The 16,830-nt window shown below is 64.7% G+C and carries 17 protein-coding genes; 12 read left to right on the forward strand and 5 right to left on the reverse strand.

Annotation, left to right across the window (positions count from 1 at the left end; genetic code table 11):
* Window positions 1-4: 4 nt before the first annotated feature.
* Entirely contained in the window at window positions 5-475 is a 471-nt protein-coding gene (locus WBF69_RS05680) for a peroxiredoxin (RefSeq protein ID WP_424262094.1), read from the reverse strand.
* Window positions 472-915: an Mth938-like domain-containing protein gene (locus WBF69_RS05685; protein WP_424262096.1), complete on the reverse strand. Its 444-nt coding sequence runs from the start codon at window positions 913-915 to the stop codon at window positions 472-474. Before WBF69_RS05685 ends, WBF69_RS05680 begins: the two co-directional genes overlap by 4 nt.
* Before the next feature lie 174 nt (window positions 916-1,089).
* Here WBF69_RS05685 and alaC point away from each other — a divergent pair, with 174 nt between their 5' ends.
* From alaC to thrC, 3 genes are read left to right on the forward strand one after another with little or no spacing between them, the layout of a single operon-like run.
* Window positions 1,090-2,277, forward strand: coding sequence for an alanine transaminase (alaC, locus tag WBF69_RS05690; RefSeq protein WP_424262098.1), 1,188 nt, complete (start codon window positions 1,090-1,092; stop codon window positions 2,275-2,277).
* Window positions 2,274-3,578, forward strand: coding sequence for a homoserine dehydrogenase (locus WBF69_RS05695; protein ID WP_424262100.1), 1,305 nt, complete (start codon window positions 2,274-2,276; stop codon window positions 3,576-3,578). The genes alaC and WBF69_RS05695 overlap by 4 nt, the downstream gene beginning before the upstream one ends.
* A complete protein-coding gene (gene thrC, locus WBF69_RS05700; protein WP_424262102.1) occupies window positions 3,575-4,975 on the forward strand; it encodes a threonine synthase in 1,401 nt (466 codons plus the stop codon). The genes WBF69_RS05695 and thrC overlap by 4 nt, the downstream gene beginning before the upstream one ends.
* 9 nt (window positions 4,976-4,984) lie before the next feature.
* Here the strand turns inward: thrC and hpnE are convergent, their stop codons facing one another.
* From hpnE to hpnC, 3 genes are read right to left on the reverse strand one after another with little or no spacing between them, the layout of a single operon-like run.
* Complete coding sequence (hpnE, locus tag WBF69_RS05705; RefSeq protein ID WP_424262104.1) at window positions 4,985-6,289, reverse strand: hydroxysqualene dehydroxylase HpnE; 1,305 nt, start codon at window positions 6,287-6,289, stop codon at window positions 4,985-4,987.
* Window positions 6,286-7,149: a presqualene diphosphate synthase HpnD gene (gene hpnD, locus WBF69_RS05710; RefSeq protein ID WP_424262174.1), complete on the reverse strand. Its 864-nt coding sequence runs from the start codon at window positions 7,147-7,149 to the stop codon at window positions 6,286-6,288. The genes hpnE and hpnD overlap by 4 nt, the downstream gene beginning before the upstream one ends.
* On the reverse strand, window positions 7,146-8,015 hold the full coding sequence (gene hpnC / locus WBF69_RS05715; protein WP_424262106.1) for a squalene synthase HpnC: 870 nt from the start codon (window positions 8,013-8,015) through the stop codon (window positions 7,146-7,148). The genes hpnD and hpnC overlap by 4 nt, the downstream gene beginning before the upstream one ends.
* Before the next feature lie 106 nt (window positions 8,016-8,121).
* Between hpnC and alr the strand changes: the two genes are divergently transcribed.
* Genes alr through WBF69_RS05760 form a run of 9 tightly spaced genes read left to right on the forward strand, consistent with a single transcriptional unit; the run spans window position 8,122 to window position 16,816 of the window.
* Complete coding sequence (gene alr, locus WBF69_RS05720; protein WP_424262108.1) at window positions 8,122-9,237, forward strand: alanine racemase; 1,116 nt, start codon at window positions 8,122-8,124, stop codon at window positions 9,235-9,237.
* Between the two features lie 22 nt (window positions 9,238-9,259).
* Window positions 9,260-9,976 (forward strand): SDR family oxidoreductase, encoded by a 717-nt coding sequence (locus WBF69_RS05725; RefSeq protein WP_424262110.1) that lies wholly within the window; start codon window positions 9,260-9,262, stop codon window positions 9,974-9,976.
* Window positions 9,976-11,331, forward strand: coding sequence for a DNA repair protein RadA (gene radA, locus WBF69_RS05730; protein ID WP_424262112.1), 1,356 nt, complete (start codon window positions 9,976-9,978; stop codon window positions 11,329-11,331). Before WBF69_RS05725 ends, radA begins: the two co-directional genes overlap by 1 nt.
* 9 nt (window positions 11,332-11,340) lie before the next feature.
* A complete protein-coding gene (locus WBF69_RS05735) occupies window positions 11,341-12,129 on the forward strand; it encodes a sulfite exporter TauE/SafE family protein (RefSeq protein WP_424262114.1) in 789 nt (262 codons plus the stop codon).
* Entirely contained in the window at window positions 12,126-12,824 is a 699-nt protein-coding gene (locus WBF69_RS05740) for a 3-deoxy-D-manno-octulosonic acid kinase (RefSeq protein ID WP_424262116.1), read from the forward strand. The genes WBF69_RS05735 and WBF69_RS05740 overlap by 4 nt, the downstream gene beginning before the upstream one ends.
* Before the next feature lie 59 nt (window positions 12,825-12,883).
* Window positions 12,884-13,981 carry a polyamine ABC transporter substrate-binding protein gene (locus WBF69_RS05745; RefSeq protein WP_424262118.1) on the forward strand — a complete coding sequence of 366 codons (1,098 nt, stop codon included), beginning with the start codon at window positions 12,884-12,886 and terminating at the stop codon, window positions 13,979-13,981.
* Between the two features lie 5 nt (window positions 13,982-13,986).
* Window positions 13,987-15,111 (forward strand): ABC transporter ATP-binding protein, encoded by a 1,125-nt coding sequence (locus tag WBF69_RS05750; protein WP_424262176.1) that lies wholly within the window; start codon window positions 13,987-13,989, stop codon window positions 15,109-15,111.
* Window positions 15,108-16,007 (forward strand): ABC transporter permease subunit, encoded by a 900-nt coding sequence (locus WBF69_RS05755; RefSeq protein ID WP_424262120.1) that lies wholly within the window; start codon window positions 15,108-15,110, stop codon window positions 16,005-16,007. The genes WBF69_RS05750 and WBF69_RS05755 overlap by 4 nt, the downstream gene beginning before the upstream one ends.
* Window positions 16,004-16,816, forward strand: coding sequence for an ABC transporter permease subunit (locus WBF69_RS05760; RefSeq protein WP_424262122.1), 813 nt, complete (start codon window positions 16,004-16,006; stop codon window positions 16,814-16,816). The genes WBF69_RS05755 and WBF69_RS05760 overlap by 4 nt, the downstream gene beginning before the upstream one ends.
* Window positions 16,817-16,830 lie beyond the last annotated feature (14 nt).

Consider the following 16,830-nt stretch of genomic DNA (forward strand, 5'->3'; position numbering starts at 1 on the left):
GGGCTTAGACAGCCAGATTCTGTGCGGCGCGCAGGACTTCTTCGGCGTGGCCCGGAACGCGCACGCCGCGCCATTCCTGGATCAGCACGCCGTGCCGATCGATCAGAAAGGTGCTGCGGTCGACGCCGCGCACCTGCTTGCCGTACATGTTCTTGAGTTTCATGACGCCAAACAGGCTGCACAGGGCCTCGTCCGGATCGGAAATCAGCGGGAAGGGCAGGTTCTGCTTGTCCGTGAAGTTCTGGTGGGATGTCAGCGAGTCGCGGGAAATTCCAAAGACCGGGCAGCCGATGGCCAGGAACTGTTCATGCAGATCGCGGAAATCCTGTGATTCGACGGTGCAGCCGGGGGTGTTGTCCTTGGGGTAGAAGTAAAGGACAAAGGGCTTGCCCTGCAGCGTCGTGGAATCGAATGGACCATGCGTTGATTCGGCCTGGATGGCAGGCAGGGGCTGGCCGATGGCGACGGATGTCATGCGTGGGGGTCTCCGGGTAATAACAGGGCCAGAACGCGCCGTTCCTCGGACATGAGGATGTTGTAGGTGCGGGCAGCGGCCTGAGTGGTCATGGTTTCGACGCCGATGCCCAGATTGAGCAAGGGGCGCAGGGTGTCGGGGTGCAGGAAGGTCTGCCGCGTTCCGGTGCCGATCAGCAGGACTTCCGGCGCGTCTTTAGGCAGGGTGGAGGGGGTGTCGTCCAGAAAGGCCAGGGGATCTTGCGCGGCATCCAGGCCGACCAGGGCCTTCAAAAATGCCGCGTCGATCTCGGCGACGGTGCGCAGTTCCAGTTCGCGCACCGGGCCTTCCGGCCCGAAACAGACGGTGGCCTCGAACCGAACCCGGTTGATCTCCAGGTGGTGTTCCCCGTAGGCCGTGACGGTATTGAGAGCGGGGTTGAAGTCTTTTTGCAGTAGCACGGAACGCTCCAGAGTTCCTGTGATGATAGCGCAGTGCCGGCACGCCTGGGCATGGCGGGGACCGGAATGCGTACCGTCGATTTGCGAGTCCCAGACGCATGCGCTAGATTATCGGATTTGCTGCACTGCAATCATCTGTTGCCGATTCCTTTTCCGCCCAGTCCGAGGACCATCATGACGACCTTCCCGCGCATCGAGCGCCTGCCCCCTTATGTGTTCAACATCACTGGGGAACTGAAGATGGCCGCCCGGCGGCGCGGTGAAGACATCATCGACATGTCCATGGGCAATCCCGATGGCCCTACTCCCAAGCACATCGTCGAGAAACTGGTCGAAGTCGCCGAACGCGGGGACACTCACGGCTATTCGGTGTCCAAGGGCATTCCCCGTCTGCGCCGCGCGATCACCGGCTGGTATCAGCGCCGCTACGGGGTGGATTTCGATCCGGACAGCGAGGCCATCGTCACCATCGGTTCGAAAGAAGGTCTGGCGCACTTGATGCTGGCGACGCTGGATCGGGGCGACACGGTGTTGGTGCCCAATCCCAGCTATCCCATTCACATTTACGGGGCAGTGATCGCCGGCGCCAACATCCGCTCGGTGCCCATGACGCCTGGCCTGGATTTCTTCGAGGAAATCGAACGCGCCGTGCGCGAGGCCATCCCCAAGCCCAAGATGATGATCCTGGGATTTCCCAGCAATCCGACCGCGCAGTGCGTCGAGCTGTCGTTCTTCGAGCGCATCGTTGCGTTGGCCAAGGAACACAACATTCTGGTCGTGCACGACCTGGCCTACGCCGACATCACCTTCGACGGCTACGTGGCGCCGTCCATCATGCAGGTCGAAGGCGCGCGTGACGTGGCGGTGGAATTTTTCACCATGAGCAAGAGCTACAACATGGCAGGCTGGCGGGTCGGCTTCATGGTGGGCAACCGCGAACTGGTCAATGCCCTGGCGCGCATCAAAAGCTACCACGATTACGGCACCTTCACGCCGATTCAGGTGGCGGCCATCGCCGCCCTGGAAGGCCCGCAGGACTGCGTGGCCGAAGTCGTCGAGCAGTACCGCCGCCGCCGCGACGTGCTGGCCAAGGGCCTGCAGGAAGCGGGCTGGCCGGTCGATGTGCCCAAGGCGTCCATGTATATCTGGGCGCATATCCCCGAACCCTACCGGGCCTTGGGTTCGCTGGAATTTTCCAAGCGACTGCTGGCGGATGCCAAGGTCGCGGTGTCTCCCGGCATCGGTTTTGGCGATTACGGCGACGAATACGTGCGCTTTGCGCTGATTGAAAACGAGCAGCGCACCCGGCAGGCCGTGCGCGGCATCAAAGACATGTTTCGCAAGGACGGGCTGCTGAAATGAAACCTATCCGTATCGGATTGTTGGGCCTGGGCGTCGTCGGTAGCGGCGTCTGGACGGTGTTGGCGCAAAACGGCGGTGAAATCGCCCGCCGCGCCGGCAGGCATATCGAAGTGGCCGCCGTGGCGGTGCGCGACGCGGCCAAGGCCCGCGCCCTGGTCGGCCCTGATGTCAAGGTCATGACCGACGGCATGACCCTGGCGCAGGACCCGGACATCGACATCATTGTCGAGCTGATGGGCGGCGACACCCTGGCGCGGGATTGCATCCTGGCGGCGATCCATCATGGCAAGCATGTCGTCACGGCCAATAAGGCGCTGCTGGCGATGCACGGCAACGAGATCTTCGCCGCGGCTCAAGCGCGGGGCGTGATGGTGGCGTTCGAGGCCGCCGTGGCCGGGGGCATTCCCATCATCAAGGCGATCCGCGAAGGCCTGACGGCCAACCGCATCGAGTGGGTGGCGGGCATCATCAACGGCACGACCAATTTCATTCTGTCGGAAATGCGACAGCGTGGCCTGCCCTTCGAAACCGTGCTGGCCGAGGCCCAGCGCCTGGGCTATGCGGAAGCCGACCCGACCTTCGACGTCGAAGGCGTGGATGCTGCGCACAAGCTGACGCTGCTGGCCTCGCTGGCCTTCGGCATTCCGGTGCAATTCGACAAAGCCACGACGGAAGGCATTTCCAATCTGTCCTCCGAGGACATCGTGCATGCCGAGCGCCTGGGCTATCGCATCAAGCTGCTGGGCATCACCCGCCGTCGCGCCGAAGGCATCGAATTGCGTGTGCACCCGACGCTGGTGCCGGCTGACTGCCTGCTGGCCAATGTCGAAGGCGCCATGAACGCCGTGCTGGTGCGCGGCGACGCGGTCGGCCTGTCGATGTACTATGGTCAGGGCGCCGGGTCGCTGCCGACGGCTTCCGCCGTCGTGGCGGATCTGGTGGACGTGGCCCGGCTGCAGATGGCGGACCCGGAACACCGCGTGCCGCATCTGGCTTTCCAGCCGGAAGCCGTCGCCGATATTCCCATCCTGCCGATGGTCGAGGTCCGCTCCAGCTTCTATCTGCGCGTGCGGGTCGATGACCGGCCCGGCGTGCTGGCCGATCTGGCGCGCATCCTGTCGGGGGCCGGCATTTCGGTGGGGTCCATGTTCCAGCAGCCGCACGGCGAACACCAGGCCGAGATCATCTTCCTGACCCACGAGGCCCGCGAGGGTGATGTGGATGACGCCTTGCGCCTCATGCAGGCACAGCCTTTTGTCCGTTCGGACGTGACGCGTCTGCGCGTGGAGAATCTGACTTGAAATATCGGTCCACCCGGGGCGGCATGGCCCCCTTGCCCTTTTGCGACATCCTGCTGGAAGGCCTGGCGCCCGACGGGGGCTTGGCGCTGCCTGAAACCCTGCCGCATCTGGACGCGGCCACGCTGGAATCCTGGCGCGACCTGTCCTACGCCGAGCTGGCCGCGCAAGTGCTGGGTCTGTTCATCGACGACATTCCCCGGCAGGATCTGCTGCGCATGACGCAGGCGGCCTATGCATCCGACGTCTTTCCGCAGATTGCGCCGATCAAGCCGCTGCGCCCCGGCCTGTCGCTGCTGGGCCTGTCCGAAGGCCCCACGCTGGCCTTCAAGGACATGGCCATGCAGTTCCTGGGCCAGGTCTTCGAATACGTGCTGACGCGGCGCGGCCAGACCCTGAATATTCTGGGCGCGACCTCGGGCGACACCGGGTCGGCGGCGGAATACGCCTTGCGCGGCAAGCGCGGCGTGGCGGTATTCATGCTGTCGCCGCATGGGCGCATGAGCGCCTTTCAACGTGCACAGATGTATTCCCTGCAGGATGCCAACATCCACAACATCGCAGTGCGCGGCGTCTTTGATGAATGCCAGGACATCGTCAAGACCCTGGCGGGCGATCTGGATTTCAAGAGCGCCCATCGCCTGGGGGCGGTGAACTCCATCAACTGGGCGCGGATTGCAGCGCAGATCGTGTACTACGTCTGGGGCTGGTTGCGGGCCACGCAGGGGCCGGGGCAGCCCGTGTCCTTTGCTGTGCCCTCGGGCAATTTCGGCAATATCCTGGCGGGCCACCTGGCGCGGCAGATGGGACTGCCCATCCACCGCCTGGTGCTGGCCACCAATGAAAACAACGTGCTGGAAGAGTTCTTTCGCACCGGCATCTACCGGCCCCGTCCGGCCAGCCAGACCTATGCGACGTCCAGCCCGTCGATGGATATTTCGCGGGCCTCGAATTTCGAGCGCTTCATCTTCGATCTCGTGGGGCAGGATGCGGCGCGGGTGCGGGCGTTGATGGACGAGCTGCGTCAGAGCGGACAGTTCGATCTATCGGATCTGAAGCCTCAGTTTACGGAACGCTACGGCTTTGTCGCGGGAGCCAGCTCGCATGCCGACCGGCTGGCGACGATCCGCGACATTCAGCGGGAAACCGGCGTGCTGATCGATCCGCATACCGCCGACGGGGTACATGTGGCGCAGGCCCACCTGGAACCCGGCGTGCCCATGCTGGTGCTGGAAACGGCCTTGCCGGCCAAATTCGCCGAGACCATCCTGGAAGCCACCGGCCAGGCGCCGGCAGTGCCAGCCGGCTTGCAGGATCTGCAGCAACGCCCCCAGCGTGTCGAACTCATGGACTGCGACGCGCGGCAGGTGGCCGATTACATGCGTCGGCACGCGCTGTAAGGCTTTCCCCTAGCGGCCATCCGGGGCGGCAGCGAGCCTTGCTGCCGCCTGGCCGCTGAGCACGGCGCCCTCCAGCACGGCAGGGTAGCCGGTGTCAGTCCAGTCGCCGGCCAGCAATAGGCCGGGCCAAGGGGGCTTGGGGCCGGGGCGCCGCAGGCCCGGCACCGCATCAAAGGTCGCTCGTTTCTCGGTGATCAGCGCCTGCGCTTCGACGGGGGGCAGGGGATGCGGCGCCTGGGCGCGGATCTGTTCCACCACGCCGGCGATGATGCGCGTGGCATCCTGTCCCGCGTAGCGGTCGGCGGCGCCGATGACGACGTGCACCAGACAGCGTGCCTCGGCGGACCGGGCGGTGACGCTGTGGTCGAACAACCATTGTCCCCAAGCGCGACGCTCGGGGTCGTCCCATAGCAAGCTCATGGCGCGCCCCGACTCCCAGGGGCGGCTCAGGCGCAGACTGACGGTGCCGATGGCCGCATGCCGCAGGGCGGGCCAGTCGGCCAGATAGCCCTCGGCTTGCGGCAGGGGGCTGAGCAAACGCTGTGCCTCGTGCATCGGAGTGGCCAGAATCACCTGTTCATAGTGCTCTCCATCGACCAACCAGCCGCCCTGCGTGGCGGGCGTGATCGCTTGGACCCGTTGCCGTTGCAGACGCCCATCCAGCAGTTGGCAGGCTTGCCGCGGCCATAAATCATGCAGTTGGCGCCGGGGAATCAGCATCCGGCTGGCGCAGGCGCCTGCGCCCAGGCTGTCTTGCAGAACGCGGGCGAACAGGCGGGCCTCGGTGTGTTGCAGAGCAGTATTGGTGGCTGCCAGGCATAGCGGCGTCCACAGGCGTTCCAGCAGGCGGGGCGGGCACCCCAGCTGTTGCAGCCAGTCTGCCGCCGTCAGGCCGATATCGATGCGGGCCAGATCCGAGGCGCGGAGCACTCGCCACAGGTGATGGCGGCCTTGCCAGCCTTCCAGGCCCCGGCTGCCGAACAGTGCCCCCAGCTGATGCGCCGGGGCGGGCAGCGGCCAGAACCCCAGGCGCAGCTGGCCGTCGGCGGATTGCAGATTCAGCGGCTGGATATGGCAGGCGCTGGCGGGGTCCACCCCCAGGGATTGCATCAGCGCCAGGGTCTCGCGGTAGGCGCCCAGCAGAATGTGCTGGCCGTTGTCCGTGGGTATCCCCAGACTGGGATGCGTTACCGGGCGGGCCCGTCCGCCGGCCTGCGCCGCCGCCTCGAAGACCCGGACCGGCATGCCTGTCCGATGCAGATGCACGGCGGCGGCCAGGCCGGCCCAGCCTGCTCCGACGATGGCGACGCTCATGCCGCCAGGCGGCGCACCAGCCCCTGGCCGCCACTGACCCAGACCTTCCAGGCCAGCCAGAGCTTGCGGATCGGTGTCAGGGCGATGCGCTGGTTCAGCACATGCCAGCCGTCGCGCTCGATTTCATCGAGCAGCGTGTGATAGATCGCCGCCATCATCAGGCCTGGCCGCTGCGCGCGGCGATCGGCCTCGGGCAGCAGGCGCATGGCATCCCGGTACAGCTCGCGTGCGCGCACGGTCTGTTGCTGCATCAGGGCGGCAAAGCCATCGGTGTAACGGCCATCCAGAATGTCGTCCACGCTGACGCCGTGCTGCGCCATATCGTCGGCAGGCAGATAGATGCGGCCTCGGCGGGCGTCGTCGCCCACGTCGCGGATGATGTTCGTCATCTGAAAGGCCAGGCCCAGCGTCTCGGCGTATTTCAGCGTGCGCGGATCGGTATAGCCGAAGATGCTGGCCGACAGGTCGCCCACGACGCCGGCAGCCCGCCAACAGTACTGACGCAGGGCTTCCCAGTCGGCATAGCGGAACTGGTCCAGATCCATTTCCATGCCCTCGATGATGGCGTAAAACGGATCGGGGCGCAGCTGGCAGGGTTCCAGATGGCGCTGCAAGGCGATGGTGACCGGGTGGTCGGGCGTGCCGTTGAACATCTGATCCACCTGGCCGCGCCACCAGGCCAGTTTCATGCGGGCGACGGACGCTTCGCTGACCCCGTCGACGATGTCATCGACCTCGCGGCAAAAAGCATACAGGGCCGTGATCGCCCGCCGTCGTTCCGGCGGCAGAAACAGAAAGGAATAATAAAAGCTCGACCCGCTTTGGGCGGCTTTATGTTGGCAGTATTCGTCAGGACTCATGATGATGGGGCGGGGCAGGGCCGGCAGAATGCGCGCCAGCATAGCAGGAAGCCGTCGCGTCGCGTCAGAATGGGCCGGTCGGCGTAAGGGTTGCAGCCGCCGGCTTCCAGTTTTTCCAGGATGCGCAGGCCGCCGTGGACGACCAGGCGCAGTTCCCAGCCGATGCGCCCCGGCAGGCGCCAGGCCAGGGGGCTGCCGGTCAGCAGCAGACGCCGGGCCTGGGCGATCTGATCCTGCAGCACAGCCTGCCAGGCAGCCGGCGCTTGTGTCGGGCGTGACCGGCACAGATCGGCCAGCGCCGGCAGGGTGACTTCGTGGCGGGCCAGGCAGTCCAGGGGGATATAGCAGCGGCCCTTGGCCTGATCCACGGCCACGTCCTGGCAGAAATTGACGCGCTGCAGACCGGTGCAGATGGCGTCGGACTGGCTCAGATCCTGTTCCGCAGTGGCGCCAAACAGGTGCAGCATCAGGCGGCCCACCGGGTTGGCCGATCGGCGACAGTAGTCCAGCAGCGTGGGCTCGTCCGCGTAGCTGGTGACTGTCAGGTCCTGCAAAAAGGCAGACAGCAGATCCAGGAAAGGCTGGATGGGCAATTGATGTTCGGTGATGGTCTGCCCCAGCCGTTCGAACAGGATCTGGTCCGGTGCGGATAGCGGCGTGCGGACGGCGCGGTGCGTGCCCAGGTCCTGGATGGCGGAGCGCCACGTTTCCAGAGCGGTTCGCCGGACGAGGGTGTCGGCATCGCCTTCGTCGGCGATATCGTCCGCGCCCCTGGCGAACGCATACAGGTTGCGCACCGCCGGGCGCAGGCGCGCCGGCAGCAGGATCGAGGCGACGGGGAAGTTTTCGTAATGATCGACGGCCATGATCCGGCAGTATACTGAGCCTCGGCCGGGAATCGGCTTTGAGAGGGCGATCAGCCCAGGTTAGCGAGGCACGCATGCCCCGCTTTTTCTGTTTTTTGAGGATCCCATGCCGCGTCCGATTCTGGCGACCATCGATACCAATGCCTTGGCGCATAACCTGCAGACCGTGGTGCAGCGCCTGGCGCAAGACCAGCCAGATAAATCGCCCTTGATTTGGGCGGTCATGAAGTCTCATGGTTATGGCCATGGGATCGCCGCCGCGCTGCGCGGGTTTTCTCATGCAGATGGCCTGGCCATGCTGGATCTGGACGAGGCCGTGCATTGCCGCGAACAGGGCTGGACCGGGCCGATTCTATTGCTCGAAGGGTTTTTCGAACCCGCAGATCTGGACATCCTGTCCCAGTATCGCCTGAGCACGACAATCCACTGCGTCGAACAGCTCGATATGCTGGAAGCCAGTCTGGTGCGCGCGCCGATCGACGCCATGGTGAAGCTAAACAGCGGCATGCACAGGCTGGGGTTTCAGCCTGGCGAATACCGGGATGCGTACGCGCGCGCCCTGGCGCTGCAGGCGGGGGGCGTCTTGGGGACGGTCGGCAAGATGACGCACTTTGCGCGGGCCGACGATGATGCCGCCCTGACGCAGGCGCAACTGGCCTGTTTCCTGGACGTGACGCAGGACCTGCCCGGCGCGATCAGCGTCTGCAATTCCGCAGCGACCCTGACGCCGGGCTTGGCTGCCGGGCTGGCGGGCCAGGATCAATGGGTGCGGCCAGGCATCTGCTTGTACGGCGCATCGCCCTTTGCCGATCAGCCTGCCGACACTTTCGGCCTGCGACCGGCCATGACGCTCAGCGCTCAGTTGATCAGCACGCATAGAGTGCCAGCCGGCGAAGCCATCGGGTACGGGCAGCAGTTTCGCGCGCCGCATCCCATGCGGGTCGGCATTGTGGCTTGCGGCTATGCCGACGGCTACCCCCGTCATGCCGTGACCGGTACGCCGATCACGGTGGACGGGGTGCGTACGCGGCTCGTGGGCCGGGTGTCCATGGATATGCTGGCGGTCGACTTGGACCCGATTCCTGCCGCCGGCGTCGGCGCTCCGGTGGTGCTGTGGGGCCAGGGCGGGCCGTCGGTGGACGAAGTCGCGCAGGCCTGCGGTACCATCGGCTACGAACTACTCTGTGCGGTGACGCCCAGGGTGCCGCGTCGCGAGCTGTGATGTCGATCTCAAGGACCTTCCTATGAAAAACAGTTGTGTGCTCGTCACGGGCGCGACCAAGGGCATTGGCTGGGCCATCAGCCAGCGCCTGGCCGATCAGGGCTGCCATGTCGTGGGTCTGGCCCGCCATACGGCGGATATCGACTTTCCCGGTTATTTGTATGCCTGCGACCTGGCCAATGCCGGTGAAACGGAAGAACTGCTGCGGGTGATCCGGGAAAAATATCCGGTCGATGCCGTGGTCAATTGCGTCGGGCCGGTGATGCCCGAAGCCCTGGGCGAGGTCGATCTGGCGTCCCTGTATCAAGCCTTCGACTTGAACGTGCGCGTGGCCGTCCAGGCGGTGCAGGCCTTTGTGCCGGGCATGAAGGCCCGCAAGGCGGGGCGTATCGTCAATCTGTGCAGTCGCGCCGTCTATGGCTCGGCAGGCCATACCAGCTATTCAGCCGCTAAAAGCGCGCTGCTGGGCTGTACTCGCACCTGGGCGCTGGAACTGGCGCCGTACGGCGTGACCGTCAACGCCGTGTCTCCCGGGCCGGTGGAAACCGGCCTGTTCCGGGCCGAATACCCCGTGGGCAGCGAGGCGGAGCGCGCCGTGCTGGCCAGCATCCCCTTGGGCCGCCTGGCGCAGGCCGACGAGGTGGCCGCCGCCGTGGTCTTCCTGCTCAGCGATGAGGCCGCCTTCATCACCGGCCAGGAACTTGGCGTGGACGGGGGCGGCAGCCTGGCGGGCCGCTGATGGCCAAAGCCCGTACCCTGTTCCTGTGCACGGATTGCGGCGGCACGACAGCCAAATGGGAAGGCCGTTGCCCTCACTGCGGGGCCTGGAATACGCTGCAGGAATCCCGTGAATCGGCGGCGACGGCCACGCATCGCTTTGCGCCGCTGGCGGGGGTCGCGCCCGTGCGCCGCCTGTCCGATATCGAGGCCCGCGAGCAGGCCCGCAATCCCACCGGCATCGAAGAATTCGACCGCGTGCTGGGCGGCGGGCTGGTGGCCGGCGCCGTCGTCCTGATTGGCGGTGATCCGGGCATTGGCAAATCCACCCTGTTGCTGCAGGCCCTGGCCAGCCTGTCGGAGCGCGGGCCGGTGTTATACGTCACCGGCGAAGAGTCCGCCGAACAGGTCGCCTTGCGGGCCCAGCGTCTGGGCGTGTCCGGCGATGCGGTCGATCTGCTGGCGGAAATTCGCCTGGAACAGATCACCGGCGCGTTGGTCGAGCGCCGGCCCGAAGTCGCCGTGATCGATTCGATCCAGACCCTGTATTCTGGCGACCTGACGGCAGCGCCGGGTTCGGTGTCCCAGGTGCGCGAATGCGCCGCCCAGCTGACGCGAGTGGCCAAGCAGACCGGCGTGACCCTGATCCTGATCGGTCATGTGACCAAGGATGGCGCGCTGGCCGGCCCTCGCGTGCTGGAACACATCGTCGATACCGTGCTGTATTTCGAGGGCGACACGCATTCCTCGTTCCGTCTGGTGCGGGCGATCAAGAACCGTTTTGGCGCGGTCAACGAGCTGGGTGTCTTTGCCATGACGGACCGCGGTCTGCGCGGCGTCAGCAACCCTTCGGCCTTGTTCCTGGCCGGACATGCGCGCCAGGTGGCCGGCTCTTGTGTGATGGCGACCCAGGAAGGCACACGGCCCTTGTTGGTCGAGGTCCAGGCCTTGGTGGACACCGCCCATGTGCCCAATCCCCGGCGCCTGTCGGTGGGCCTGGAAGGCAGCCGCCTGGCGATGCTGCTGGCGGTGCTGCATCGCCATGCGGGGGTGGCGACCTTTGATCAGGATGTGTTCGTCAACGCCGTGGGCGGGGTGCGCATCATGGAACCCGCCGCCGATCTGGCCGTGGCGTTGGCGATTCTGTCGTCCATGCGCGATCAGCCTTTGCCGGAAGGCTTGCTGGCCTTTGGCGAAATCGGCCTGGCGGGCGAAATCCGTCCGGCACCCCGAGGGCAGGAACGCCTGCGCGAGGCCGCGAAACTGGGCTTTAGCCGGGCCATCGTGCCGCGCGCGAATCTGCCGCGCCAAGGCATCGAAGGTCTGGACATCCAAGCGGTGGATCGCATCGAGGACGTGCTCAGTGTCTTGCGTTAAGGGCCGCTCATGATGGCTGACAGTCTCTGGCTGATTCCCGCCTGCCTGCTGGTGGGCGGGGTGATCGGATTTTCCGGCGGGGTGCTGGGCATAGGCGGCGGTCTGTTCGCCATCCCCCTGCTGGGTCTGGTGCTGGGGTACGAACAGCAGGCGGCGCAAGGCACCGCCCTGATCATGGTGCTGCCGGCCGTGCTGCTGACGGTGCGCAAATATCATCAGCGCTCCCCCATCGACCTGCGCTCGGCAGCGGCGGGCGCCGTCAGTTCCATCGTGTTTACCTGGGTTGGGGCCCAGATTGCCCTGGGCATCGATCCCTGGCTGCTGCGTCGCATTTATGCGGGTTTCGTGCTTTTGATCGCCTTGTTCTATTTTCGGGAAAGCCTGGGCCGCAAGGCGCGGCAGCGAGCAGACAGCGATTTTCGCGAAGTCGGCCAAGTGCGCCGCTGGTGGTATTTCCTGGTGGGGGTCTTCGCGGGCCTGACGGGCGGCATTTTCGGGGTGGGGGGGGCTGTGTTGGCGGTCCCTCTGATGACGACCCTGTTCCGCTTGCGTCAGACCTCGGCGCAGGCCTTGGCCCTGACCATGATCGTGCCGGGGACGGTGGTGGCCTTGAGCACCTACGCCTGGCATGGGCAGGCGCATGGTTTGGTGGGGATTCCGCTGGCACTGGGCAGTCTGCTCTGCGTGCCCTATGGTGTGCGCCTGGCCTATGCCCTGCCGGAGGCGCGGCTTAAATTGATCTTCGCCTGCATGCTGCTGATCATCATGGCGCTGCTGCTGGCGCGGGGGCCGGCATGACGGCCCTGCCGACAGGATGGGTGCGGCTGGCGATGCCAGGCGGCGCCCTGTGCGCGCCTGAATCCCTGGCCGCTGCAGCCCAGGCTGTCTGGTTCGACCCCCGGCGCCCAGGGGCGGTTGCCGTAGCGGAAGGAGGTCGGCAAGCCGCCTGGTTTGTCGACGGTGATCACGCCGCCGCTGTGCTGCGCCACTACCGTCGCGGCGGCTTGCGGGCGCGGCTGGGGCGGGAAACGTATTTTTGGCTGGGGGAAGGCGCGGTCAGAGCCTGGGCCGAAGTCCGCGTGCTGGCGCATCTGCGCGCGGCGGGCCTGTTGGTGCCCGAACCCCTGGCCGCCGCCTATTGGCGCACCGGTCTGTTCTATCGCAACGCCATTCTGATCGCCCGGATCCCGGGGGCGCGCGCGCTGACAGGTCTGCTGGATCAGGCGGATCCGGCAGCGGTGGCGCGGGCGATCCATGCCATGCATGATGCCGGCGTCTGGCACGCTGACCTGAACGCCTACAACATTTTGTTCGATGAGCAGGGCCGAATCTGGCTGATCGATTTCGATCGCGCGCGCCTGGGTGTGGTGTCTCCGGGACAGCGCCGTAAAAATCTATTGCGTCTGCGCCGCTCTTTGGTTAAGGTAGCCGGCGCGCGCGGAGCGCAGTGGTGGGATGCACTGGACGGAGCCTATCTGCAATCGTCTGCCTGAAGGCAGCGCAATCCGGTCCTGGTGATCTCCTTATATGACCTTTCTATGGGGACCTTGCCATGAAAATCGGCACCGTTCATACCCTGTTGGCCGCAGCCGCGCTGATCGCAGCCGGTTCGGTGTCTGCTCAGGATCGCGTCGTCAATGTCTACAACTGGGCCGAATACACCGCCCCCGACACGCTGTCCGGTTTTGAAGAAACCACCGGCATCAAGATCCGTTACGACGTCTACGACACCAACGACACGCTGCAGGCCAAGCTGCTGACCGGCAAGTCGGGCTACGACGTGGTCGTGCCGTCCACGCACTATGCGGCCCGCCAAGTGCAGGGCGGTCTGTTTCAGAAGCTGGACCGCTCAAAGATCCCCAACTGGCAGTATCTGGATCCCGACCTGATGGCGCTGGTCGCCACCGTCGATCCGGGCAACCAGTATCTGGTGCCTTGGGGCTATGGCACCAACGGCCTGGGCTATAACGTGACCCAGGTGCGCGAGATCATGGGCGCCGATGCGCCCCTGAATTCCTGGGACATGCTGTTCAAGCCGGAAAATGCCGCCAAGCTGCAGTCTTGTGGCATTTCCATTTTGGACGAAGCCGCCCAGGTCTTTCCTGCCGTCTTGCACTATCTGGGCAAGGACCCCAACAGCAGCGACCCCAAGGACTACGAGGCCGCTCTGGCCCTGTTGAAGACCATCCGCCCCTACATCCGTCAGTTCAGCTCTTCGGGCTATATCGATGAGCTGGCCTCGGGCGGTCTGTGCATGGTCTACGGCTTTTCCGGCGACGTGATGATTGCCTCGGCGCGCGCTCGCGAGGCCAAGAAATCCTACGCCATCGACTATTACATTCCCGATGGCGGCGCCCCGGTCTGGTTCGACACGATGGCCATTCCGAAAAGCGCCGAGCACGTAGACGAGGCCCATGCCTTCATCAACTACATCGAGACTCCGCAGGTGCATGCGGCCATCACCAACACCATGTTCTATCCGAACGCCAATCAGGAAGCGCGGAAATACGTAGTCAAAGAAGTGGCTGACAACCCCATGATCTATCCGTCGCCGGAAGTCTCGCGCACGCTGTTCGTCATCAAGCCCCAGCCCATGAACATCCTGCGCCTGCAGACGCAGATGTGGGCGCAGCTGAAGACCGGGCGCTGATGAACATGCAGGACCCGCGCGGCATGCCTCGCCAGGGCGAGGCCGATGACTTCGTGCGCATGGAAGAAGTCGTCAAGATCTTTGGCGACACGGTGGCGGTGAAATCCGTCAGCCTGTCCGTGCGCCGACACGAGATCTTCGCCTTGCTCGGCAGCTCGGGCTGCGGCAAATCGACGCTGCTGCGCATGCTGGCTGGCTTCGAGGAACCGACGTCCGGGCGCATCATCCTGGACGACGAGGACATCACCAGCCTGCCGCCGCACCGGCGACCGGTGAACATGATGTTCCAGTCCTACGCCCTGTTTCCGCACATGACGGTCGAGGCCAATGTCGCCTTCGGGCTGAAACAGGAAGGCGTGCCGCGCAACGAGATTCACGAACGCGTGTTCGAGGCGCTGGACCTGGTGCAGATGGCCGGCTATGCGCGGCGCAAGCCCCATCAGCTGTCCGGCGGCCAGCAGCAGCGCGTGGCCCTGGCCCGCAGCCTGGTGAAACGCCCCAAGCTGTTGCTGCTGGACGAGCCCATGTCCGCTCTGGACAAGCAGATCCGTCAGGCGACGCAGATCGAACTGGTGAAAATTCTGGATCAGGTGGGCGTTACCTGCATCATGGTGACGCACGACCAGGAAGAGGCCATGATCATGGCCAACCGCCTGGCCGTCATGACCGAAGGGCAGATCGTGCAGTGCGGCACACCGCACGACGTTTATACCTTTCCCAGCACTCGCTTCGTGGCGGGCTTCATCGGCTCGACCAATCTGTTCACGGGCACCATCGTGGTGGACGAACCCGATCACGTGCTGATCGAAAGCGACGCCCTGACGCGCCCTCTGTACGTCAGCCACGGCATCAGCGAACCCCTGGGCATGGAAGTCCATGTGTCCATCCGCCCGGAACAGATCCGGGTTGCGCGCCAGGCGCCGGAATCCGAATCCAACTGGGGGCACGGCATGGTGTCGCACGTGGCCTGGATGGGCAGCACGACCCGCTATCAGATCCGCCTGGACGCCGGACAGGTCATCGAAGCCAGCGTCCCCAGCCTGGACTGGAGCCAGGTCGATGCGCCCGGCGTGGACGAGGAGGTTTATATTTCCTGGTCCCATGATGCCGGCATGGTGCTGGCTTCATGAACCTCAGCCGCCGTCCCAGTGCGCGCCAATGGGCGATTGCCGCGCCTTTCGCCTGGTTGTGCCTGTTTTTGCTGGTGCCGTTCCTGCTGGTCCTGAAGATCAGTTTTTCGGATCTGCAATTCGGCATTCCGCCGTACCTGCCGATCGCCACCTTGCAGGACCAGACGCTATCGCTGGCCCTGCATTTGCGCGGTTACGTGCTGTTGTTCACGGACGGCATGTATGCGGCTGTCTATCTGAATTCGGTCAAGATGGCGTTGATCACGACGCTGTGCTGCGTTGTGATCGGCTATCCCATGGCCTATCACATCGCCCGCGCGCGCCCGGACATTCGCAATTTGCTGCTGCTGGGGGTGATCTTGCCGTTCTGGACCTCGCTGCTGCTGCGGGTCTATGCCTGGGTGGGCATTCTGCGCAACGATGGGCTGCTGAATCATCTGCTGCTCAGCCTGGGGGTGGTTGACACGCCACTGGAAATCTATCGCACGGATCTGGCGGTGTATATCGGTCTGGTCTATGCCTATCTGCCCTTTTTCATCCTGCCCTTGTATGCCAATCTGGTGAAACTCGACGGTCGTCTGCTGGAAGCCGCCTATGACCTGGGGGCCAGGCCCTGGCAGGCCTTTTTGCAGGTCACGCTGCCCTTGTCGATGCCGGGGGTGATCGCCGGCGCCATGCTGGTGTTCATTCCCTCGGTGGGCGAATACGTGATTCCCGAAATGCTGGGCGGGGCCAATACCCTGATGATGGGCCGCGTCATGTGGAACGAATTCTTCAATAACGCCGACTGGCCGATGGCGGCGGCGGTGACCTGCGTCATGGTGCTGCTCCTGTTGGTGCCGCTGTCGATCTTCCAGTACAACCAGGCCCGTCAGCTGGCTGGACGGGATCGATGATGCGGCGCGCGTCCTGGTTCCGTTTCCTGTCGCTGGTGATCGGCTACAGTTTCCTGTACGTGCCCATCGTCTGTCTGATGGTGTTTTCGTTCAACGATTCGACCTTGATGAGTTCCTGGTCGGGATTTTCGCTGCGCTGGTACCGATCGCTGTTTCAGGATCAGGCGCTGCTGTCCGCCGCCAAGCTGTCTTTGCTGATTGCGGTGCTGACGGCGACGGCGGCGGTGGCGATCGGCACCTGGGCGGGGTATGTGTTGGCCCGCATGGGGCGCTTTCGTGGCTTTGGCCTGTACATCGGCATGCTCAGCGCGCCGCTGGTCATGCCGGAAGTCGTGCTGGGGATTTCGCTGCTGCTGATGTTCGTCGAGGTATCGAAAGTCATCGGCTGGCCCGACGGCAATGGCCTGTTCACGATCTGGGTGGGGCACGTGACCCTGTGCACGGCCTATGTGGCAGTCATCATCCAGTCCAGGGTGCGCGATCTGGATCGTTCCCTGGAAGAAGCCGCTCTGGATCTGGGCGCTTCGCCGCTCAAGGTGTTTTTCCTGATTACCCTGCCGTTGATCGCCCCGGCGCTGGTGGCAGCCTGGTTGCTGGCTTTCACCCTGTCGCTGGATGATGTGGTGATTGCCGCTTTTCTGTCGGGACCGGGCTACACCACGCTGCCGCTGGAAGTCTTTTCCCGCGTCCGGCTGGGCCTGAAGCCTGAAATCAACGCCCTGGCGACCTTGTTCATGCTGGCCGTGGGCATTGTCGTGGTCGCCATCAATCGCATGCAGATCCAGGCGACGAAACGGCAGGCGGGGTAGGGCGGGCGCCCTGC

This window comes from Castellaniella sp., assembly GCF_049673105.1.
GTDB lineage: Bacteria > Pseudomonadota > Gammaproteobacteria > Burkholderiales > Burkholderiaceae_B > Castellaniella.